The organism is Vreelandella subterranea (genome assembly GCF_900111305.1).
Lineage (GTDB): Bacteria > Pseudomonadota > Gammaproteobacteria > Pseudomonadales > Halomonadaceae > Vreelandella > Vreelandella subterranea.
Genome location: NZ_FOGS01000012.1, coordinates 34,853 through 54,540, shown reverse-complemented (window position 1 = coordinate 54,540; position 19,688 = coordinate 34,853). Strand labels below are relative to the sequence as shown.

Sequence of the window (19,688 nt, the reverse complement as noted above, 5' to 3'; positions counted from 1 at the left end):
CTTATGATAGCGATGGTGGGGCGGATGAGTCGGTGGTCGTGGGATGCTCAGGGGCGGGCGGCAGCTCCAGTGTCAGGCAGGCGCCGCCCAGGGCCTGGGCGTCTTCTACCCAGAGGCGTCCCCCCAGATGGGCAATAATGCCCCGGCTGATGGGCAGCCCGAGCCCGCTTCCCTTGGGGCGACCGTGAGGGATATCGCCGTCCTGCTGTATCTGGTGAAATTTTTCGAATACCCGCTCGCGCTCATCGACGCTAATCCCTGCGCCGTTATCTTCCACGCTTAAGCGGAAATGATGGCGGTGACGGTATAGGCTCAGGCGCACCATGGGCTGATGGCGATCGGCAAATTTGCCCGCGTTATCGAGCAGGTTGATGATCACCTGTTCCAGGCGGTCCTGGTCGCCGATCACCATGGCCGGGTCAGCCTCGATACTCATCTCAAGCTTGATCCCGCGTTCCTGATGCAGGTGTGCAATGGCATCGACGCTGCGCCGCGCCAGCGCAGCCAGGTCAAGAGGCACCGGGTCGAGCGTTAAGCGGCCGCTTTCCAATCGAGCAAGATCCAGAATCTCCTCTATCAGACGTGATAGCCGCTGGCTTTCATGAACGATGACACCCAGAAAGTGTTGGCGCTTTTTGTCGGGCAGCTCGCTGTTATCACGCAGAATTTCCGCAAAGGCGCGGATCGAGGTGAGCGGTGTGCGCAGTTCATGGCTGACCATGGCGACAAACTCATCTTTCAAGCGGTCCAGCTCGCGCAGCCGTTCATTGGCACCGCGTAACTCTTCGCCGATTTGCGCCAACTCTTGGGACTTCTGCTCCAGGCGGCGGTTGTACTCGAGGGTTTGCGAGGTGGTATCCAGAATGCTCAGAATCGACTCGATATCCAGCGCTTCACCGCGTACCACCGAATTGATCAGCACCCGGGCAGAGGCACTGCCCAGCGACCCGGCAAGTGCCTGTTCGGCGCGGGTAATCAGCTCGGCGTTGGCGGGCTCATCTGCTGCGAAGCCATTGTCAAAGCGGTTTTGACGGAAGACGCGCCGTGTTGCCTGGTCGCCAAGGTAGCGGATGAGCAATTCGTTAAGCGCCCCTTGCGTCGTTTGCCCGCGCCATAGCGGTGCCGATTGCAGGTTAGGGTGCATCGCTTCAGTGAAAAGCGCGGCCTGGGTCTGTTCAAGCGGTGTGGGGCGGGTAAAGAGCGAGACACCCACCAGCAGCCCCACGTTGGTCAGCATGCTCCAGAGCAGTGAATGGCTGTAAATATCCCAGCCTTCCAGACCGAACAGCGCGTAGGGCATCAGCCAGTCGATGCCCCAGGGCCCGTCGGTGAGCAGCCTGGCATCCAGCCAGCCGGACTGGGCGAAGCCTGGCAGCAGCAGCGTATAGCACCAGACCATGAAACCTGCGATTAACCCTGCAGCGGCGCCTTGGCGGGTGGCGCCTCGCCAGTAAAGGCCGATGAGCAGTGCTGGCGCAAACTGGGCGGCCCCCGCAAAGGACACCAGACCAATGGTGACCAGGCTATAGGAATCGCCAATCAGCGCGTGGTAGAGGTAGCCAAGAAGCAGAATGAGCACAATGGCCACCCGACGGATGCCCAGCAGCCAGCCCGCCAGCTCGCCCTTGGTGCTCAGGTGCAGGCGCCGTGAGCGCAACAGCAGTGGCATGACCAGCTGGTTGCTGACCATGGTGGAAAGCGCGATCGTCTCGACGATGACCATGCCGGTGGCGGCCGAGAGGCCGCCTATAAACACCAGCAGGGGCAAGCCCTCAAGCCCGGCTGACAGCGGCAGCGTCAACACAAAGCTGTCGGGGTCGCCGGCACTCACGCCCAGTAGCAGTCCCGCCAACGCAATGGGGATCACGAACAGATTGATCAGCAGCATATACAGCGGAAACAGCCAGCTTGCCCGGGTGAGGTGCTGCTCGTCGACATTTTCGACCACCAGGACCTGAAACTGGCGCGGCAGGGTTAAGAACGCCAGAAAGGCCAGTACAAGCATGCCCACCCAGCCGGTGGCACCGCCGGGCACGCTGTCCAGGCGCATGCTGTCGGCGAGGCCCGGCGTGGCGGCTACCTCGTCAAACAGCGCAGCGGGCCCCTCAAACATCACAAAGACAACGAAGACGCCCACGGCCATGAAGGCTACCAGCTTGACGATCGATTCAAGCGCAATGGCGGCCACCATGCCCTCGTGGCGTTCGCTGGCGTCCAGGTGGCGGGTACCAAACAGGATGATGAAGACCGCGAGCACCAGGGCGACCCAGAGTGACTTGTCCATCCAGAAGTGTTCATCCACCAGGGTGGCATCTGCCGCATTGGGGTAGTTGATCAGCACGGCATGGCTGACGGTGATCGCTTTTAACTGCAGGGCAATGTAGGGCGTGATGCTGATCAGGGCCATCAAGGCGACGAGGGCGCCGAGGCTGCTGCTTTTGCCGTAGCGGGCACTGATGAAATCGGCAATCGACGTGATTCGCTGGCGAGCGGCGATGCGCACCATCTTGCGGATGACAAAGGGCGACAGCAGCATCGCAAGGGTGGGCCCCAGATAAATGAGCAGAAAGCTGGGCCCATGTTCGGCGGCGCGCCCGACGCTGCCGTAAAAGGTCCAGGCGGTGCAGTAGACGGCGATGGAAAGGGCATAGACGGTGGGCGAGCCAATCAGGGAGCGGCCTTGTTCCGCGCGCCGGTCGCCCCAGGCGGCGACCAGAAACAGCAGCGCCAGATAACCAAAGGCGGTGCCCAGTATGATCGGATCAGTGCGCATGGTCAGCGGCCCGCACGGTGTTCCATGAGCCACGCCGCCAGGCCGATCACGATCGCCCAGGCACTGAACAGGTACAGCGGCAGCCAGCCGATGTGAGAAGCAGAGATGCGGTCGACCACCAGGATCATGGGCGGGCAGAACAGCAGCAGTGCAATGGCCACCAGGGCCATCAGCCGTTCGGTTTTACGTGATTTGAGGCCTGACGATTTCATGTGGCGCTGGCATCCTCTCGGTCAAAGGCATTGGTCTGGAGGGCAAGCAGCTGCTCCAGGGTATTGATACCCCTTGCCTCCAGCCGCGGCAGCAGCGCCAACCATAGCTCGGCGGTGACGCGTGCATCGCCAAGTGCCGTGTGGCGCGTGCCCGGTGGAAACGCCAGGTCATAACGTTGGGCAAGGCTGTCCAGATCGTGGCCATCCAGCGCTTCGTCCAGGGCGCGCGAAATCAGCAGGGTATCGATTACCGGGATGTCGAACGTCACACCTTTATGGCTGATGGCCAGCAAGTCAAAGGCGGCGTTATGGGCCAGCATGACGGCGTCGCCCACGTAGTCGCGAAAGCGGGACAAGACGATGTCCAGCGGCGGTGCACCGGCCACATCGGCATCGGTAAGACCGTGGATGGCGGTGCTGGCCAGCGGAATAGGCCGTTTGGGATCGACCTTCTGGTCGAAGACATCGCTTGCCAACAGCTTTGCATTCACCACGCGGCAGGCACCGAGACTGATCACCGTGTCGCCGCGACGCAGTTCAAGCCCGGTGGTTTCGGTATCAAAGGCGACGATCTCAAGGCTGCGCAGCGAACGACTGGCAAGGGCTTCGTCGGGCGGCGGCAGGTCGGCAATGCCGAAGTCATGGAATTCAGGGCGCGGCGGAGCGGTTTCCCGCGGGGCGCCTACACGCTCCATGGCGGGTAGCGGAAGGCGCAAACGGGCATGGGTGCCGTTTGCGTCCCCCAGGCTCCAAATATCGCTGGCGTGCTGGCGAAGCACATCGGCGACGCTCGGGCTTAGGGGCAGCGACGGCAGCGTCTGCTGCCGCCATTCGGCCAGCTCGTGTTCCGGCAGCGCCTTGCCGTGCCAGATAAGGTCCAGGTAGACGCGCTTGTTGCCCAGGCACATTTCGCCCTCGAAGCCGCTGTCGGGCAGGTGCGCATTGAGGTGCTTGACCAGCGAATCGAACAGCGCGATCAGTGCCGGCGCGTCGCCCTTGAACCAGGCGGGCATACCCACCGGGGTTATCAGGCGGTGCTCGGGGTCGAGGCGCTCGTCCAGCGCCTGCCAGAAATCGTTGGACCACATGGGCGTCAGGCGTTCCCCCTGATGCTGCATGTCATCCAGAAGCTGACCGATCCTGGCGACGTTATCGCCCAGGGTGGCGCCTTCTTCCTGGATGACGCGCTCGAACCGCTGGCGCAGCGCCGAGGTGTCGACGTCGTCCTGATGCCTGAGCTGAATCAGCGCGTCGGCGGCACTGGTCAGGCTGGCGGTATGCTGGCGCAGCGGCGTCAGCATGCCGGCGAGCTCCGCTCTAACGCCCATTTCGCTCGACCAGGAGGCGGTGGCGTCGCTGAACGTCAACAGCGTTTCGCCTTCGCTGCCGGGAACGCGACGTAAAATGACCTTGAGCCAGCGGTTCTCGCAGGGGGCCAGTAGCTCCCGGGGAGCCCCGTCGCCGGGTAGCTGACGGATCGCCTGCTGCAAGCTGGCGACCGGGATAAGCGCTTCGAGACGCTTGCCCAGGCCGAGGCCGGTATGGTCGACAAAAAAATCCTCGGCGGCCTGATTGAACAGCATGACACGGCGATGATGGTCACACAGCAGCAGCGGCGTCTCGAGTACCTGCAGCAAGGTTTCAAGCTCCTGGCGAATCTTGGCGGCGCTGCGTGCGCCCTCCGTGTGTGCCGTGGCCAGTCGGCTGCGATCGTCCCGCCAGCTCTCGCGAACCCGCTGCAGGTCTGGCCCCAAGCCTTTCAGCCACCCTTCCGGCGGGTACTCATCGCGGGCATCAGGGTTGGCCACCAGGCGTGCCAGTTGGACCTGTAAATGACGCAGCGGGGTAAACAGCATGCGTTCAAGCAGCAACCCCGAAAGGAAAAGCGTGACGCCACCAGCGAAACTGCCCAGCCATAAGGCGACCCGTGTCGCCCCACTTGGCGCCAGTTGGGCATCCAGCCACGCAGCAAAAATAGCTCCGCCCAGCAGGCTGACGCCGCTAAGCAGAAGCCACAGGCCAATCAGTCGCTGGCGTTTAGGCAGCCCGCCTTTTGTCATGGGGAATTTTCCTCTAGCAGTGCGTTGACTTTTTCGACCAGCGACTGGGTAGAGAAGGGCTTGGTGATGTAATCATCGGCCCCCAGCGCCATGCCCTTTTCCCGCTCCACCTCGCGGCCATGGGCGGTCAGCATAATGATGGGGAGTGTTGCGGTGTCGGGGGCCTGGCGTAACTGCTCCAGTACATCGAACCCGCTGATACCCGGCAAGCTGATGTCCAGCAAGATGAGATCCGGCTTGCTTTGTTGCACATGCGCAAGCGCTTGCTCGCCGTCTTCTGCCGTCAAGACCTCGAAGCCCCCTTGCTGCATCAGAAACTCAAGCGAGATGAGGATATTGGGTTCGTCATCGACCACAAGCACTCTGGCCATTGTGCTCTCCCTGGATTAAAGGTGTTGGGGCCGTCTTATTGCCCCATTATTAGCCAGAGTGTAGGTAGGCAAGCCTGCTGCGCCAAGACGACCTTGGTAACAAAGCGATCACTGTGGGTTATCAATAGGTAGTCTGCGGCTGTGATGACAAGCAACGCCCGGTTATTACACAATTGCCCCCACGCTTCTCAACGAGACCCTAATGAACGCTCCCTTGAATCGCCGGAAGCGGGTTTTACTGCTATCCGCCTATGATGCTGTCAGCCATCGTTACTGGGCTGACAGTGTCATTCGTCACGTCGAGTCTGTCGAGTGGACGCAACTGCGCTTGCCAGCGCGCCATTTCCTCTGGCGCGTTCGCGGTAACCCATTGACCTGGCTGTTTAAAGAGCACGAAACGCTGAGTCGGCCGTATGATGTGGTGCTGGTAACCTCAATGGTGGACCTGGCAACGTTAATCGGTTTGTTCCCTTCGCTTGGCCAGGCACACAAGATCATCTATTTCCATGAGAACCAGTTTGCCTACCCTGCGTCGGAGGCGCAGCACTCTTCGGTGGAAAGCAAAATGGTCAATCTGTATGCGGCCCTGGCGGCTGACACAGTGATTTTTAATACCGCCTATAACCGCGATTCCTTCGTCGATGGCGCCCGGGCCTTTTTGAAAAAAATGCCCGAGAATCTGCCAGCAGTAAAACCCCTTGAAGCGCTGCGCAAACGCGCCAGAGTACTGCCTGTCCCGATCATGCCCCTTGATGGCAGGCATCACGGCCAGCGTCATCCCCGGCGGATTCTGTGGAACCACCGCTGGGAGTACGACAAGAACCCCGAGGACTTTTTCGAAGTGCTTTTTGAACTGAGCGGCCAGGGGGTGGCCTTCGAGCTTGCGGTGGTGGGGCAGCGCTTTCGTCATGTCCCGCCGATTTTTGCCGAGGCCGAGCAGCGTCTTGCGTCACATATCACCGCCTGGGGGCCGCTGCCGGAAGGGCGCTATCGGGCTGAGCTGGATAAAGCCGGTATCGTGGTGTCGACTACCTGGCATGAATTTCAAGGGCTGGCGATCATGGAGGCGGCCCAGCGGGGGGCGCGACCGTTGGTACCTGACCGCCTTTGCTTCCCGGCGCTTTACCCCAAGGCCTATCGTTACGATGGCACTCGAGGTGGGCTATACGATCAGTTGTACCGCTGGCTCACCACACCGACAGACCAGCCCGAGCCGTTGAATACGGCCCAATGGGAGTGGCCAGCATGGCAGGCGGCCTATTCGTCCCTGCTGACGGAAGGCGTGCTGGATTGATCAAGCAATCTCGGTTTTGTCTTTATAGTCGCATAAATCTTCAATGATGCAGCTGCCGCATCGCGGCTTGCGGGCAATGCACGTATAACGGCCGTGCAGGATCAGCCAGTGGTGGGCATCCTGCAGAAAATCCTTGGGGACGTGGCGCAATAGCTTTTGCTCTACTTCGACGACGTTTTTACCCTTGGCAATGCCCGTTCGGTTGGCGACCCGGAAAATGTGGGTATCCACCGCCATGGTCGGTTGGCCGAAGGCCGTATTCAAAATGACGTTGGCCGTCTTACGTCCCACGCCAGGCAAGGCCTCGAGCTCGGTGCGGGTTTGGGGCACTTCACCATTATGCTTTTCAACCAGTTGATGGCAGGTTTTCATCAGGTTTTCGGCCTTGGTGTTGTACAAGCCGATGGTCTTGATGTGGGTTTTCAGGCCATCGATACCCAGATCGATAATACCCTGCGGGGTATTGGCGACTGGAAACAGGCGGGCCGTTGCCTTGTTGACACCGACATCGGTGGCCTGAGCGGAGAGTAGTACCGCGGCGAGCAACTCAAAAGGCGTATGCCAGTTGAGTTCAGTCGTTGGGTGAGGGTTTTCTGCCTGCAATCGGGCGAAAATTTCATGACGCTTTTGGGCATTCATGGGTCAGTCTCTGGGTTATTTAATCGTACCGGTGACGCGGACGCGGCGCTGTTCACGGGGTGTAACGGTCTTGGGCTGTGAAGTTGCCTCAAGGCGTTGGTCAATGCTGTTTTTCAGCGCGATCAGCAGCCCAGCGACGAAAAACGCGCCGGGGGGAAGCACGAAAAACAGAAACTGATAGTCGTCGACCAATGTCAATCGCCAGCCGTCGGCCATCGGGCCGAACAACAGCGTCATTTCCCTGAACAGCGTCCCCTGGCCCAGCAGCTCGCGTAATGCCCCTAACACCACCAGTACAGCGCCAAAACCGAGCCCCATCATCAGGCCATCAATGGCGGCAGGTAATACTGGCTGGCGCGAGGCAAAGGCCTCGGCCCGGCCCAGAATGGCGCAGTTGGTCACAATCAGCGGAATAAAAATCCCCAGCACCTGGTAAAGCGGGTAGGCGTAGGCGGCCATGAGGAGCTCAGCACAGGTGACAAAGGCGGCAATAATCATCACGAAGGCAGGCAGGCGGACGGCGCTGGGTACCTGATGACGAATCAGCGATACCGTGGTGCTGGCGCCGACCATGACGACCAGGGTGGCAATGGCCAGCCCCAACGCGTTGACCACGCTGGCGCTGACCGCCAATAACGGACATAGCCCCAGCAGTTGGACCAGCGCCGGGTTGTTTGACCACAGTCCGTCACGCGAAAGCTGGCCAAGTTGGCTCATCGCTCTGGCTCCTCTGCCTGCCGCTTGTGGGTGTTTTCAAGGGGTGGATGGCTGGCTGCATATTGTAGGGCACTGTGTACAGCATCGACCACTGCGCGGGGTGTAATGGTGGCGCCGGTAAAGGCATCAAAATGACCGCCATCCTTTCGTACCGCCCAGTCTTCGGCGGCTAGCGAGTCCAGGCGTAAGCCATCGAAGTGAGTGATCCAATCGCTACGGCGACGCTCGATGTCGTCGCCGAGGCCTGGGGTTTCCTGATGCCGGGTAACGCGAACTCCACTGATACGCTGTTGCTCGTCGAGACCCACAAGTAGGTGGATGTCGCCGTTATAGCCGCGCCGGGTGACGACCGGCAATACGACGGCACGTTGCTGGTCGTTGGCCACTTGCCAGCCGGTCGTCCCGTCGGGGTAGCCAAGCAGGTCAGCGTCGGGCAGCGAAATGGGCGATACCGTTGCCTGCTGGGTCAGCGCCTCGGGCAGAACGGCCTGGCGCTGGCGTTGCTCATAGGCTTGCTGGTGTGCGTCGATCTGCTCGGCCGTCAATGCTCGCAGCGAGGCGATACTGCCCGCCGTGATCAAGGCAAACAGGCCTAACGTCAGCGCACCGCGCTGCATGGCGTTCAGTGTACTCATGGGCGTGTTCTGCCAGTGGCGGATTGCGGGTCCGTCGCGGCGGGCACCGTGTAAATATCCAGCAAGGGTACGCACAGGTTCATCAGCAGCACGGCAAAGGCCACCGCATCGGGGTAGCCGCCCCAGGTGCGAATCACGATGACAAGCAGGCCGATCCCCGCGCCGTAGATCAGTTTGCCGCGCTGGCTGGTGGCCGCGGACACCGGGTCGGTGGCAATGAAAAATGCGCCAAACAGGGTCGCGCCGGTAACCAGGTGCAGCCAGGGCGAGGCGGCGTCATCGGGATTCAACCAGTAAAGCAGTGTGGCAATGGCCGTCATGCTGCCAAGCATGGCCACGGGGATATGCCAACTGATCAGGCGTCTGGCAAGCAGCAGTGCACCGCCGACTGCCCAGGCTGCCGAGATCCACTGCCAGGCAGTGAGGGTGCCACGGGGTAGCGGCGGGTTAGCCCAGAATTGGCTGGCGGTTACCTCATCGGCTTTATGCTTGAACGCGTCCAGCGGTGTGGCGCCGCTTAAACTGTCGATCTGCTCCAGCGAAATGCTACCCATGATTTGGCTGCCAAGCGTAGCGGGCCATAGCGACTGGGGCGTTGGCCATAGGGTCATGTAGGTGGGAAACGACACCAGTAACAGGGCATAGCCCACCATGGCGGGATTGAAGGGGTTGTGTCCCAGCCCGCCGTAAAGGTGCTTGGCGACCACGATGGCCGCGACCATGCCGATACCGATCAGCCACCAGGGGCTGGCCGGGGGTAACGATGCGCCGAGCAGTACGCCAGTGAGCAGCGCGCTGGCATCATTGAGCGGCCGCCAATTGCGCTGACGCAGCCGCAAGACAAGGGCTTCCAGGCCCAGCCCGAAAGCGGCGGCGATGACGACATTGCTGACCACGCCCAGGCCGAAAAAAAACGTCATGGTGGCAAGGCCGGGCAGGGTGGCCATGATCACCCAGCGCATGATGCCCCCGGTGCTGGGCATTGTCGTTAAGCGGGGTTGGTCGTCTACCTGGGACGCGTGCAGCATACTTATGGGGTCTCTTGGGGTTCGCCTGCGCTACGAGCCTCGGCGAGGCGTGCCTCGGCTGCCTGCAGATTTTCCTTGGCAGTGGCCAGTTGAGTCTCGAGGTCGTCATGGGACTGTTGCGGGTCTTGCTGGGCGGCCCGCGCAAGGTTTTTCTCGGCCTTCCTGACGGCGGCTTTGGCGGCGGTTTGGGCGATCCGCAAACTGCGCAGGTCGGCTTGAGGTGAGGCGCCCTGAGAATCGGTCTGCTGAGTCGACTGCCTGGCAAGGCGTGCCTGTCGGCGCGCCTGCTTTTCTGCTTCCTCGCGGTCGAGCCGCGCCTGGCGCCACTCAAAGCGGTGCTTGGCATGTTCAGCCTTGGCGGTTTCCAACTGCTGGTGGCGGAGCCGGGTTTTAGCGTGGCGATAATCGGCGACCAGGGGGATATGGCTCGGGCAAACGTAGCTACAGGCATTGCACTCGATGCAGTCGAACAGCCGGTAGTGCGCCAGCTTGGCATCGTCCTTGGCACGCGCGTACCAATGCAGCTGCTGAGGCAATAAATTGGCCGGGCAGGCCTCTTCACACGCGCCGCAACGGATGCAGGGCGATTCGGGCGGCGCAGGCGGTAGTTCCTTGCGCGTGGCAGCAATCAAGCAGTTGGTGGTTTTGGTCACCACGCCTTCAAGGTCGGCAAGCGGCGTGCCCATCATGGGGCCGCCCTCGATCAGTTGATGAAGCGCTGCGCGATTCAGGCCCGCCTCGTCGAGCAGGGCGGCCATGGGCGTGCCGATCCGCACCCAACGATTGCCCGGGTCGGCGATGGCCTCACCGGTCAGGGTCACCAGTCGTTCAACCAGCGGTTCGCCATCGCGAACCGAGCGCAAGGCTGCCAGCAGGGTGCCGGGGTTTTGGCAGAGCACACCTATGTCAGCGGGCAGCCCCTTGTCGGGCACGTCGCGGTCGAGCAGCGTCTTAATCAATTGACGCTCGCCCCCGCTGGGGTAACGGGTGGCGATGACGCTGACGGTAACGCTGAGCGGTTGGCTTTCTGCCATCGCTTGACGCAGGGCGCTTATCGCCTCGGGCTTGTTATCTTCAATGCCGACCACGATCTGCTTGGCGCCACAAAGCGAGGCGATGAGCTGGGCGCCTTCCAGCACATCCGAGGTGTATTGCCGCAGCGTAAGGTCATCCACGGTGATATAGGGTTCACATTCGGCAGCGTTGACCACCAGGGTATCGATACGCTGGCGCTCGCTAACGCGCGCCTTGATATGGGTAGGAAAGCCCGCGCCGCCAAGCCCTACCACCCCGCTGTGTTCCAGGCGCGTCAGCCGTTCCTCAGCGCTTGCAGTACGCCATTCAAGCGGCGTCAAGCGTTGCCAGGCATCTAGGCCGTCGCTGTCGATGGTGATGGTATGGCGATCCACCTGGGTGACCTGGCCGCTGATGCTGGCATGCAAAGCGGCTGAGATCATGCCGTCGCACCGGGCGATTGGTGTGCCGACCTTGACGCTATCCCCCACGGCGACGGTCGCGAAGGCAGGGCGACCGGCATGCTGGTCCAAGTGCAGCACGACGCGACCGGGCAACATTGCGTGGCGCACCGGACCCTGGGAGCGCTGTTTGCGTTCGGGCGGATAGACGCCGCCATGAAACTCAAAGGTGCGTGCCATGAGGCATCTCCATTGACGCGCGGCGGTCGCTGGCAATCATCTGGTGGGGATAGGTGACGGGCTGCCATTGGGCCAACGGTGTGCTCCGCGGCAGCATGTCAATGCAATCGACCGGGCAAGGCTCAAGGCATAGATCGCAGCCTGTACACTCATCTTCGATAACGGTGTGCATCTGTTTCGCGGCGCCAATGATCGCGTCCACCGGGCAGGCCTGGATACATTTGGTACAGCCAATGCACTCATCCTCGCGGATGAAGGCCACCAGATCCTCACTTGGCGCTTCACCATCCAGCGGTTCGGGTGTGCGGCCCAACAGATCGGCGAGGGCAGTAATGGTGGCGTCGCCGCCGGGCGGGCACTTGTTGATGGCATCACCCTGGTTGATGGCTTCGGCGTAGGGGCGGCAGCCAGGATAGCCACACTGCCCGCACTGCGTCTGCGGCAGCAGGGTATCGATCTGCTCGACCAGGCTGGATTCATCCCCCTTGAAGCGCTCGCTAACGGCGCCCAGCAGGGCACCAAACCCCACGCCTAGCGCGGTGAGCACAGCGACAGCGCTGAGCAGGCTGATGATCGAAAAGGCATCACTCATTGACGGCACCTATCCTTGGACCAGGCCAGAAAAGCCCATGAAGGCAAGTGACATCAAACTGGCCGTGATCATGGCGATGGCAGCCCCCTTGAAAGGCCTGGGTGTATCCGCGGCGGCGAGGCGTTCACGCATGGCGGCAAAGAGTACCAGCACCAGGGAAAACCCGACCGCGGCGCCCAGCCCATAAAGGGTGGTGGCAATAAAACTCAGATCACGATTAAGCGACAGCAGGGCAACGCCAAGTACCGCGCAGTTGGTGGTGATCAAGGGTAAAAAAATACCCAGCACACGGTGCAGCAAGGGACTTAGCTGGCGCACCATAATGTCGGTGAACTGGACCACGGCGGCAATCACCACGATAAAGCTGATGGTGCGTAAATAGGTAACGTTCAGGGGCACCAGCAGGCCATGGTAGACCACGAAACTGGCGGCGGAGGCCAGGGTCAGTACAAAGGTGGTGGCCAGCGACATGCCCATCGCTGATTCAAGTTTATTGGAAACACCCATAAACGGACATAAACCAAGAAACTGCACCAGCACGAAGTTGTTGACCAGTGCCGTGCTGACCAAGATCACAAAGAGTTCATTCATGGTGACGTATTGTGCGGAGAAATCTCGGTGCTGGCTAGCGGCTGTCTAAATAATACAACCTGATGTCGACCGGCTTCCTTTGCAAGATAGAGGGCCTGGTCGGCGCAACTGACCACCGCACTCGGCGATTGGGATTTAGCGTCTTGGAGCATGGCAATGCCAGCGCTTATTGTGACGAACGGTTTAACTGGCGAGGTTGAATGGGGAATCTGTAAGTCGTCGATCGCCGCCGAGAGCTGTTCCCCGATGTCCCTGGCCTTATCGGGCGAGGTGTGGGGGAGTAGGGCGCAGAATTCTTCTCCGCCGGTACGGGCAATGAAAAAGTCTCTCGTTTGGGCGAGGCTGTGCATGGCGTCGGCAATACGTTGCAAGCAAACGTCCCCTTCGGGATGCCCGTAATGGTCATTGTAGAGTTTGAAGTGATCAATATCCAGCATCATCACGGCAAGCGAACCTGAAGTGGCATCGGCTTCGTTAAAGGCAGTTTCAAGGCGCTGGTCAAACAGCCGCCGATTGGGTAGTCCGGTCAATGCATCATGGGTGGAGAGTGTCAAAAGTTCCTCATTGAGTTGCTGCTGGCAGGTAAGATGCTCCTGAAATGCTCGTGACAGCAAGCCTATTTCGTCGTTTCGTCTGGTGAGCTTGTGTACATCCGTCTCGTGTATATCCAGCTGCTGAGTAAATTGGGTGAGTAAGCGCAACGGCTTAAGTACAATTTTCTCAAGCAGCAGTAGGACCACGGCAATGACCAGAACCATTAGGACAGCCGTCCACAACAGCACATAGCGAAAGGTGGTCAAATTAGTTAAATAGCTGGTGCGATTGAGCTCTATGCCTATTCCTAATGAAGCGGGGGTAAGTGGGCTATAGATGGGTAAGTAACGTTCGGCGTGAACGGTGTTGCCAGAGAAGCTGAAAGCATCACTGCTTGAGGCTGCCCCCTGGATAAGGCTCAGGTTGATAGGTAGCCCCGTGTATTCTTCCATGAAGCTCAGCCATTCGTCGTCCAAGTTGCGTGTCTTAAATAGCCATCCCGCCGGTGAGCCACTTCTATCGGTACGCAAAATGGGGGTGGAGCTCACCATTACAGGCTCCTGGTCAGCGTAGATAGCGCTTTGATCTGCTTTATCCTCTTCAATGGCTGCCTGCATGCGGTTAACCCACGACTCCATCCAGGCGCACTCATCGTTAGGGGTGGTACATGTTTGGTAATTTCCAGTCGTCGGGTTAATACCGGCTAAAAAGTATACTTCTCCCGCCTTATTGAAAAACGCCATCAACTGATAGCGCATATCCTCGAACATTTCTTGACTGAAGTTGACGTCTTTGTAACGAGGGTAGTCGCCCTGGACAAACTGATAGGTATCATCCCAATGAGCCCAGTCACGTACCTGGGCAAGAAGCTGCTGCTGTTCAAGCTGAAAGCTGCGCTCAACGCGATCTAATTCTCGTTTTACGGCCCCACGTTCTTCAGCCTGCAATACCGGAAAGATGACCAATGCACTGATAGCGGCCAACGCAACGATTGCACAGATAAGTAATCCGCCAAGAGCAGCGAAAAAGCGGAAACGCAAAGAGCGTGGAATATGCAGATGCATAGAGCGAACCAAAAGTGTATGGGTATTAAATAAGCGCTTATAAAAAAGGGGCGAAGGCTAGTGCCTTGCCCCTTTAACTGCACGATACCTAGTTAGGTGACCCGCTGACCCGGTTCCGCACCAGAGTCCGGCGAGAGAAGATAGATGCCATCTTGATTGGCCGACGCCAGCACCATGCCTTCTGATACACCAAAGCGCATTTTGCGCGGGGCGAGGTTGGCGACCATGACGGTTAGGCGGCCTTCCAGCGCTTCCGGGGAATAGGCGGAGCGGATACCCGAAAAGACATTGCGTGTTTCGCCGCCCAGGTCGAGCGTCAGTTGAAGCAGTTTGTCCGCGCCCTCGACGTATTGAGCGCTAGCGATCCGCGCGATGCGCAGGTCAACCTTGGCAAACTCATCGAAACTGATTTCCGCCGCGATGGGGTCGTCTGTCAAGGGGCCTTTGGGGGTTTCCTTAAGCTTTTGCTCTTCCACGATATCCTCCTTTGAGGCATCGATCATGGCGTCGATCTTGTCGCGCTCGATGCGCTGCATGAGGGGTTTGAATTTGTTGATGTCATGGTCGACAAGCACCGTTTGACGGCTCTCCCAGTCCAGTGACTCGACATTCAGGAAGACTCTGGCCTGCTCGGCCATGCTGGGAACGACCGGTGCAAGGTAAACCATCAGTTGACGGAACAGGTTGATACCCACCGAACAGATGTCGAGCACCTCGGCATCGCGGCCTTCCTGCTTGGCGAGCACCCAGGGCTCTTTTTCAGCAATATAGGTATTGGCCTCGTCGGCCAGTTCCATGATGTGGCGCATCGCGCGGCTGAATTCGCGCGCTTCAAAGTCCTGGGCAATGCTTTCGCCAGCAGCAATAAAGCGGGCGACCATTTGCGGCTCGCTGCAATGGCCTGACAAGCGACCGCCCCCCAGCTTTTTGACAAAACCGGCGCAACGGCTGGCAATGTTGACCACTTTGCCCACCAGATCGGCGTTAACCCGGGCGGCAAAGTCGTCGAGGTTCAGGTCAAGGTCATCGACCTTTGACGTCAGCTTGGCGGCGAAGTAGTAGCGCAGGTATTCAGGGTTCAGGTAGTCGGCGTAGGTGGCCGCCTTGATAAAGGTCCCCCGTGACTTCGACATCTTGGCGCCGTCCACGGTGACAAAACCGTGGCAGTTAACGGCGGTGGGCGTTCGCAGGTCTGCGCCCTCGAGCATCGCCGGCCAGAACAGCGCATGGAAATAGACAATATCCTTGCCGATAAAGTGATAGATCTCGGCGTCCGAATCTTTTTCCCAGTAGCTATCGAAGTCAATGCCCTCACGCTCGCAGAGGTTCTTGAAGCTCGCCAGGTAACCGATCGGCGCGTCCAGCCATACGTAAAAGTATTTGCCGGGGGCATCGGGAATTTCAAAACCGAAATAGGGGGCGTCGCGGGAGATGTCCCACTCGTTAAAGCCCGATTCAAACCATTCCATCAGCTTGTTGCGGATCTGCGGCTGCACATGGCCGTCGTTAATCCAGCGCTGCAGGAAATCGGCAAAGTCCGGCAGCTTGAAGAAGTAGTGCGTGGAGCTGCGGACTTCGGGCGTGGCCCCGGAAATCGCCGAGACCGGATTTATCAACTCGGCTGGCGTATAGGTGGCACCGCATTTTTCGCAGTTGTCACCGTACTGATCGTCCGCGCCGCATTTGGGGCAGGTGCCTTTAATAAACCGGTCGGCGAGAAACAGCCCCTTTTGCGGGTCGAACATCTGCTCGATTTCCCGCGTGGCGATATGGCCTTTATCGCGTAAGCGTTGATAGATCAGTTCGCTGTAATGGCGGTTTTCATCGGAATGCGTGGAGTGGTAGTTATCAAAGGCTACGCCGAAACGGGCAAAGTCGGCTTGGTGGTCGTGTGACACCCGGTCGATTAAGGCTTCAGGGGAAATGCCCTCCTGCTCGGCACGCAGCATGATTGCGGTGCCGTGCGCATCGTCGGCACAGACGTAATAGCATTCCTGACCACGACTTTTCTGAAAGCGCACCCAAATGTCGGTTTGGATATATTCAAGCAAATGGCCCAGATGGATAGCGCCATTGGCGTAAGGTAGCGCGCTGGTAACCAGAATGCGGCGCGAGGAGGTAGTTGACATGATGAACGAAGATCCCGATCAGGCATTAACAAAAAGATATAACAGCGAGGTGATTCAGGCGACTGACTAATAGAGTGCCTGTTCCTCTTGAACCACTTCGCGCAGGAGCTCTAGAAACAATTTATCCGCTTCTGAATGTTCGGCGGGGTCTTCCGGGATATGCACGCTGGTGGTATCCGATATTTGGTTGGCAATGCGCGCCATGACGGCAGGACTGTTGCCTTCAACCAACTCTTCCCGGGCGATGGCCAGTGACTGCTCAAGAATCTTGGGGTCTTGCAGCAGCTTGCGGATAAAGCCGCGTAGCTCATTGATGATACGTGTTTTCTGAATTTCTGAAGCGGACATGGGGTTCTCCTTTAAATCGCGACGAGCAGGGCGTCGAGCGAGACCACTAACTATCCCGACAATAGCATTTTTTCAGCCAATGAGCATGGCGTGTGATCTTAGTGGGTCAAACGTCCGGCCTTGTGTTTTACCGGGTTGGCATATTGTGCCAGCCAGTAGGGGCGCAGGGCTTCCGGTACGCTTGCCAGCCGCTCGTTGAAGCGATCCCTGTCTTCCCGGGTAATGGTGCGACGGGCCACCAGCTCGGGGGCGTCTCCCAGGGCTTCAAGTGCCAGGTAATGGCTGGGGAAAAGCCGGTAACCGCCAATCACCTGGCGGTCAATCTCAGCAGCGACTTCATCAGGTGTGGCCATATCGGCCCCCACAGGCGTGCCGAAGCGCAGTTGAACACGGCCCTTGGTGCCGGTGATGCCCGCCACAATGGAACTGATGTCTTCGAATTCGCTTTTCGCGTAGTGGCCCTTGGTGTCGATATCGTGAAGTTCCTGGGCTTTTTGCAGATCGCAAGGGTCGTACTCGTAACTGATCGACACGGGCACAAGCTTGAGCTCGGCAATGGCATCGCCAAATTGAACGTCACGGTTGCTGGTACGACTGGCGATGGTCAGCATCTTGATAATCGCAGGATCGGTCCGGTCGATACCGTTCTTGGCCCGACCTTCCCGCTGCGCCATCCAGATCGAGTGTTGATCTTCGGTAACCGAATGGCGGATATAGGCCGAGAGCTTCTGGTAAGCGGCCAGCATGGCGCGTTTGCCGCGTGCGCTGCGGGGGACGATAAAGCTTTTGTTGAGCCGCATGAGGTCAGTGACATAGGGCTTTTTCAATAAGTTGTCGCCAATCGCAATACGTACAGTGTCTCGGTCTGCCTGGTAAAGGGCATAGTTGACGAAAGCCGGGTCCAGCGAAATATCCCGATGATTACCGATAAATAAATAGGCGCTGGCGGGGTCGAGCTTGTCCAGCCCCGTCACCTCGAAGGCATCGGTGGTAGTGCGAATCATGCGCACCATATAGCTGGCAATGCGCATCTGGAATTCACGCACGCTGGTGACGTCCTTGACTTCCCGGCGCACCGCGTGACTGGCGATGGCACGCGCCAGCGGCGGTGCCCAGCGCGCCAGGCGGGGTAGCCGAAAGCGGGTAAGCGCATTCAGCAGCTCGTTATCCCGCGAAAGCTTGGCGAGCACGTCCGCCACTTCATGATCCATATAAGGACGAATATCCGCCCAAGGGTCTGAGGGCATCGGGTCAGTCGAAGCGTTATTGTGATGTGTCATGCGATCCGTAAGATTTCTTCAATAAAATCAAATGTGTGAGCAATGGCCGTTGACCGTGTAACGGCACTTTATCAAGCCGGTGCTGGTTCTTGCTGTGCTGGTTCTCGCTGTACTTCACCGCCAAGCCATTCCATCAAGCGGACGATGTCGTCAGACAGGGCATTTGCCATGAGAATGAAGTCGGTCTCAAGCCGCGCAAGCGCGTCGTACCCGTCGTCGGCCTGGTCGGCTTCTTCAATCAGCGCATCACCAAAGCGTAGCGATTTGAGTGCCAGGTCATCGTGTAATACCAAGCTTAGGCGACCTTCGATGTGAATGGCGAGTTTACTGGCTTGCCGACCACTCTCGAGGAGTTGCTGGATTTCATCGCTGTCCAGGTCGACTTGCCGGGCACGCAGTACGCCATCGTCGCCTTTGGCCTTCAGTTCCACCTGATCGCCCAGTTGGAGATCGGCGGGTCGACTGGCGGGGTCGCCAAGCCAGGTCGTCATGGCTCGCATGGGCAGCGTCTGGGAGGCGAGGGGCGTAACGCTCAAGGTGCCCAGGGATTCGCGCAACAGATCGAGAATATCTTCCGCCCGGGTCCGTGAACTGGCATTGACGCCGATTAGCTGGCGGCGAGTATCCCACCAGACATCAATTTTCTGACTGCGCACGAAAGCGCGCGGCAACAGCTCCTCGGTGACTTGTTCCTTGAGGGCGGTTTTTTCCTTGCGGGTCACCTTGCGGCCTTCGCTGGCCTCAATGCTTGCCACCTGCTCGTCGACATCTTCCTTGACCACCGAAGCAGGTAGCAGGCGTTCCTGACGCAAGGCCGAGAACAGTCGGTGCCCCTGGATTTCATGCAGACGCTGGCCGCTGCCCAGCCGTCCGGCAGGCGCCGTCCAGCCAAGACGGCGGGCGTCGGCATTGCCCAGGGGGGCGGCTGCGTGAGCATCCAGTGCCTCACTGAACGCTTCATGACTGAGTTCAGGAGCGCTGTGTACGCGATATAAGTGCAGGTGTTTAAACCACATGTCGCCTGTCCTGTGTAAAAGGTGGCACATTATGTCGAAAGCGACGCTTTCCTACCAGCATCGTCGCCAAGTGGTTCGTTGTTGCGGTTGTTTCAAACCTGTGTTTGATTAAGCTCGTGCTGATTATATCAAGCCGGTCAGCCCCATCGTCATCAACCGAGACAATTTTAGGAGGATCCATGTCGATCGAATCAGTGTCGCGTACCCAGCTTCGTGTGCGGGGGTATCATCTGGATGGCTATGGGCACGTAAACAATGCCCGCTATCTGGAGTTCATGGAAGAAGGGCGCTGGGCATTTTTCGATGAACATCCCGCGCTCATGAACGAACTGCACGCCGCGGGGCGGGCGTTTGTAGTGGTGAATTTAAATATTGATTACCGTGCCGCCGCCGTTCAAGGCGATGATCTGGTGGTGATGACAGGGATTGTCGATGTCGGTGATCGAAGTGCGGTATGCCACCACCAGATTCGTCGAAAAGATGGCCGTGTGGTGGCCCAGGCGGATCTTACCTTTGTGTTGCTGGACGTGCGGGCCAACAGGGCGAGCCCCATCGACGGCAATGTCCGCGAGACACTCGATGCGTTAACCGTCGACAAGTCGATATTCGCCGATTGAAACGTCTCGGCATGGCGACTGACTGCCCTTGATGCAAATGCAGTGGTATGATGGGGAATTATTTGGGCGCCGCTATGCTGTGTCTTTTCAGGCCGTATTTATAAGCGCTTTCAACTCTCGCAGTGCCAATGCA

18 protein-coding genes are annotated in these 19,688 nt (G+C 59.0%); 2 read left to right on the top strand and 16 right to left on the bottom strand.

Annotated elements, in window-relative coordinates:
* Position 1 precedes the first annotated feature (1 nt).
* The 4 genes from BMX75_RS15565 to BMX75_RS15550 are packed head-to-tail and all read right to left on the bottom strand — an operon-like array spanning position 2 to position 5,416.
* Positions 2-2,773 carry a sensor histidine kinase gene (locus BMX75_RS15565; protein ID WP_092829473.1) on the bottom strand — a complete coding sequence of 924 codons (2,772 nt, stop codon included), beginning with the start codon at positions 2,771-2,773 and terminating at the stop codon, positions 2-4.
* Between the two features lie 2 nt (positions 2,774-2,775).
* Complete coding sequence (locus BMX75_RS15560) at positions 2,776-2,985, bottom strand: hypothetical protein (RefSeq protein ID WP_092829471.1); 210 nt, start codon at positions 2,983-2,985, stop codon at positions 2,776-2,778.
* On the bottom strand, positions 2,982-5,045 hold the full coding sequence (locus BMX75_RS15555) for a 3'-5' exonuclease (protein WP_092829469.1): 2,064 nt from the start codon (positions 5,043-5,045) through the stop codon (positions 2,982-2,984). The genes BMX75_RS15560 and BMX75_RS15555 overlap by 4 nt, the downstream gene beginning before the upstream one ends.
* Entirely contained in the window at positions 5,042-5,416 is a 375-nt protein-coding gene (locus tag BMX75_RS15550) for a response regulator transcription factor (RefSeq protein WP_092829467.1), read from the bottom strand. The genes BMX75_RS15555 and BMX75_RS15550 overlap by 4 nt, the downstream gene beginning before the upstream one ends.
* 202 nt (positions 5,417-5,618) lie before the next feature.
* On the opposite strand from BMX75_RS15550, the gene BMX75_RS15545 reads away from it, so the two are divergent.
* Positions 5,619-6,710, top strand: coding sequence for a tRNA-queuosine alpha-mannosyltransferase domain-containing protein (locus BMX75_RS15545; protein ID WP_092829465.1), 1,092 nt, complete (start codon positions 5,619-5,621; stop codon positions 6,708-6,710).
* Here BMX75_RS15545 and nth read toward each other — a convergent pair whose 3' ends face one another.
* The 12 genes from nth to BMX75_RS15485 form a co-directional block, all read right to left on the bottom strand.
* Positions 6,711-7,349, bottom strand: a complete 639-nt coding sequence (nth, locus tag BMX75_RS15540) for an endonuclease III (RefSeq protein ID WP_092829463.1) — start codon at positions 7,347-7,349, stop codon at positions 6,711-6,713.
* Positions 7,350-7,364: 15 nt separating this feature from the next.
* On the bottom strand, positions 7,365-8,066 hold the full coding sequence (locus BMX75_RS15535; protein ID WP_092829461.1) for an electron transport complex subunit E: 702 nt from the start codon (positions 8,064-8,066) through the stop codon (positions 7,365-7,367).
* The gene (gene rsxG / locus BMX75_RS15530; protein WP_092829459.1) at positions 8,063-8,701 is read right to left on the bottom strand and encodes an electron transport complex subunit RsxG; all 639 of its coding nucleotides are present in this window, start codon (positions 8,699-8,701) and stop codon (positions 8,063-8,065) included. The genes BMX75_RS15535 and rsxG overlap by 4 nt, the downstream gene beginning before the upstream one ends.
* A complete protein-coding gene (locus tag BMX75_RS15525) occupies positions 8,698-9,735 on the bottom strand; it encodes an RnfABCDGE type electron transport complex subunit D (RefSeq protein WP_092829457.1) in 1,038 nt (345 codons plus the stop codon). Before BMX75_RS15525 ends, rsxG begins: the two co-directional genes overlap by 4 nt.
* Positions 9,732-11,384 carry an electron transport complex subunit RsxC gene (gene rsxC / locus BMX75_RS15520; protein WP_092829455.1) on the bottom strand — a complete coding sequence of 551 codons (1,653 nt, stop codon included), beginning with the start codon at positions 11,382-11,384 and terminating at the stop codon, positions 9,732-9,734. The genes BMX75_RS15525 and rsxC overlap by 4 nt, the downstream gene beginning before the upstream one ends.
* On the bottom strand, positions 11,368-11,976 hold the full coding sequence (rsxB, locus tag BMX75_RS15515; RefSeq protein WP_092829453.1) for an electron transport complex subunit RsxB: 609 nt from the start codon (positions 11,974-11,976) through the stop codon (positions 11,368-11,370). Before rsxB ends, rsxC begins: the two co-directional genes overlap by 17 nt.
* Before the next feature lie 9 nt (positions 11,977-11,985).
* Positions 11,986-12,567, bottom strand: coding sequence for an electron transport complex subunit RsxA (gene rsxA / locus BMX75_RS15510; RefSeq protein ID WP_066320431.1), 582 nt, complete (start codon positions 12,565-12,567; stop codon positions 11,986-11,988).
* Positions 12,564-14,165, bottom strand: a complete 1,602-nt coding sequence (locus BMX75_RS15505) for a sensor domain-containing diguanylate cyclase (protein WP_092829451.1) — start codon at positions 14,163-14,165, stop codon at positions 12,564-12,566. The genes rsxA and BMX75_RS15505 overlap by 4 nt, the downstream gene beginning before the upstream one ends.
* A 92-nt stretch (positions 14,166-14,257) precedes the next feature.
* Positions 14,258-16,294, bottom strand: a complete 2,037-nt coding sequence (gene metG, locus BMX75_RS15500) for a methionine--tRNA ligase (protein ID WP_092829449.1) — start codon at positions 16,292-16,294, stop codon at positions 14,258-14,260.
* Between the two features lie 66 nt (positions 16,295-16,360).
* On the bottom strand, positions 16,361-16,642 hold the full coding sequence (locus BMX75_RS15495) for a hypothetical protein (protein ID WP_066320437.1): 282 nt from the start codon (positions 16,640-16,642) through the stop codon (positions 16,361-16,363).
* Between the two features lie 98 nt (positions 16,643-16,740).
* Positions 16,741-17,922 (bottom strand): 1-acyl-sn-glycerol-3-phosphate acyltransferase, encoded by a 1,182-nt coding sequence (locus BMX75_RS15490; protein WP_066320438.1) that lies wholly within the window; start codon positions 17,920-17,922, stop codon positions 16,741-16,743.
* 71 nt (positions 17,923-17,993) lie between these two features.
* Positions 17,994-18,938, bottom strand: coding sequence for a recombination-associated protein RdgC (locus BMX75_RS15485; protein WP_092829447.1), 945 nt, complete (start codon positions 18,936-18,938; stop codon positions 17,994-17,996).
* A gap of 179 nt (positions 18,939-19,117) precedes the next feature.
* On the opposite strand from BMX75_RS15485, the gene BMX75_RS15480 reads away from it, so the two are divergent.
* Positions 19,118-19,555 carry an acyl-CoA thioesterase gene (locus BMX75_RS15480; protein ID WP_092829445.1) on the top strand — a complete coding sequence of 146 codons (438 nt, stop codon included), beginning with the start codon at positions 19,118-19,120 and terminating at the stop codon, positions 19,553-19,555.
* Positions 19,556-19,688 lie beyond the last annotated feature (133 nt).

What these genes read in the sequence shown, in the direction of transcription:
- BMX75_RS15565 (WP_092829473.1), bottom strand. Translation starts at nt 2,773, where the DNA reads ATGCGCACTGATCCGATCATACTGGGCACCGCCTTTGGTTATCTGGCG.
- BMX75_RS15560 (WP_092829471.1), bottom strand. Translation starts at nt 2,985, where the DNA reads ATGAAATCGTCAGGCCTCAAATCACGTAAAACCGAACGGCTGATGGCC.
- BMX75_RS15555 (WP_092829469.1), bottom strand. Translation starts at nt 5,045, where the DNA reads ATGACAAAAGGCGGGCTGCCTAAACGCCAGCGACTGATTGGCCTGTGG.
- BMX75_RS15550 (WP_092829467.1), bottom strand. Translation starts at nt 5,416, where the DNA reads ATGGCCAGAGTGCTTGTGGTCGATGACGAACCCAATATCCTCATCTCG.
- BMX75_RS15545 (WP_092829465.1), top strand. Translation starts at nt 5,619, where the DNA reads ATGAACGCTCCCTTGAATCGCCGGAAGCGGGTTTTACTGCTATCCGCC.
- nth (WP_092829463.1), bottom strand. Translation starts at nt 7,349, where the DNA reads ATGAATGCCCAAAAGCGTCATGAAATTTTCGCCCGATTGCAGGCAGAA.
- BMX75_RS15535 (WP_092829461.1), bottom strand. Translation starts at nt 8,066, where the DNA reads ATGAGCCAACTTGGCCAGCTTTCGCGTGACGGACTGTGGTCAAACAAC.
- rsxG (WP_092829459.1), bottom strand. Translation starts at nt 8,701, where the DNA reads ATGAGTACACTGAACGCCATGCAGCGCGGTGCGCTGACGTTAGGCCTG.
- rsxC (WP_092829455.1), bottom strand. Translation starts at nt 11,384, where the DNA reads ATGGCACGCACCTTTGAGTTTCATGGCGGCGTCTATCCGCCCGAACGC.
- rsxB (WP_092829453.1), bottom strand. Translation starts at nt 11,976, where the DNA reads ATGAGTGATGCCTTTTCGATCATCAGCCTGCTCAGCGCTGTCGCTGTG.
- rsxA (WP_066320431.1), bottom strand. Translation starts at nt 12,567, where the DNA reads ATGAATGAACTCTTTGTGATCTTGGTCAGCACGGCACTGGTCAACAAC.
- BMX75_RS15505 (WP_092829451.1), bottom strand. Translation starts at nt 14,165, where the DNA reads ATGCATCTGCATATTCCACGCTCTTTGCGTTTCCGCTTTTTCGCTGCT.
- metG (WP_092829449.1), bottom strand. Translation starts at nt 16,294, where the DNA reads ATGTCAACTACCTCCTCGCGCCGCATTCTGGTTACCAGCGCGCTACCT.
- BMX75_RS15495 (WP_066320437.1), bottom strand. Translation starts at nt 16,642, where the DNA reads ATGTCCGCTTCAGAAATTCAGAAAACACGTATCATCAATGAGCTACGC.
- BMX75_RS15490 (WP_066320438.1), bottom strand. Translation starts at nt 17,922, where the DNA reads ATGACACATCACAATAACGCTTCGACTGACCCGATGCCCTCAGACCCT.
- BMX75_RS15485 (WP_092829447.1), bottom strand. Translation starts at nt 18,938, where the DNA reads ATGTGGTTTAAACACCTGCACTTATATCGCGTACACAGCGCTCCTGAA.
- BMX75_RS15480 (WP_092829445.1), top strand. Translation starts at nt 19,118, where the DNA reads ATGTCGATCGAATCAGTGTCGCGTACCCAGCTTCGTGTGCGGGGGTAT.